Genomic DNA, 852 nt, shown 5'->3' on the forward strand with positions numbered 1-852 from the left:
CTCCCATCCCGCAACACGGCGGCCGTGCGCTCAGCTTCGGAAGTCGACCACGAGGGCGGAGGCGCTGCTGCGGGCGCTGGCCGAACCGCTCGACGCGTAGCCGGAGCCGGTCGTCTGCGTCGCCTGAAGCTGCTTGATGAAGCTCGCCAGGAGGTCGCTCGTCGACGCGGTGCCCGTGGTGTCGGAGGCCGCGAAATCGAGGTTCAGGCCCGACGACGCATCGCCGCTCGGCGGAGCGCCGGGGAGCGGCCCGGAGGGTCGGCCGCCGGCCCCGCCAACCGCGCCGCCGGCGTTCTTGTCGCCCTCGGCGAAGAGCGACTTCAGGGTCGTGGCCTGGTCGTTCGTCAGCGTCCCGCTGGTGACCTGGTCGGCGATCAGGCCGTCGATCTTGTCCTTCATCGCGGAGGGATCGAGGCGGGCGGTCGCGGTGCCGCCCGACGCCGCCGACGCGCCGTCTTTTGCACTGCTACCGGACTTGAGGCTCGCGTCGATCGAGTCGAGGGCGCTGGTCAGCGCGGTCGCGTCGGTCGAGGAGATCGTGCCGGCCGAGGCCTGGCTGTCGATCTCGGAGGCGACCCGGTTCTTGTGGGCGTGCACGGGCCGCTGCGCCGGCTGAAGCTGCGACGCGGTGGTGCTGGAGATCGAACTCATGGGGGCAATCCCGTGAAGGCGCCGGAAACGCCCGGCCGCGGGTCCGTGTGCAAAGTGCCCACGCCGCGGTTAAGGAGTTGTTGCCCTTAAGATTTCGAAATGTTTCCGGCGTCTCCGATCGTCGCGGTCGCCGCCGGCTCAAATGCCGGCGGACGAGCCCGTCAGCGGGCGGCGACCCGCAGTTGCGGGGCCGGCGGGGCG

Annotated in this window: 1 protein-coding gene; it reads right to left on the bottom strand. The window is 71.2% G+C overall.

Annotated features, from left to right (window positions below; translation table 11 throughout):
* Positions 1-30: 30 nt before the first annotated feature.
* Positions 31-651: a hypothetical protein gene (locus tag FV222_RS27765; RefSeq protein WP_147761910.1), complete on the bottom strand. Its 621-nt coding sequence runs from the start codon at positions 649-651 to the stop codon at positions 31-33.
* Positions 652-852: the final 201 nt, after the last annotated feature.

The organism is Methylobacterium sp. WL103, from assembly GCF_008039885.1.
Classification (GTDB): domain Bacteria; phylum Pseudomonadota; class Alphaproteobacteria; order Rhizobiales; family Beijerinckiaceae; genus Methylobacterium; species Methylobacterium cerastii.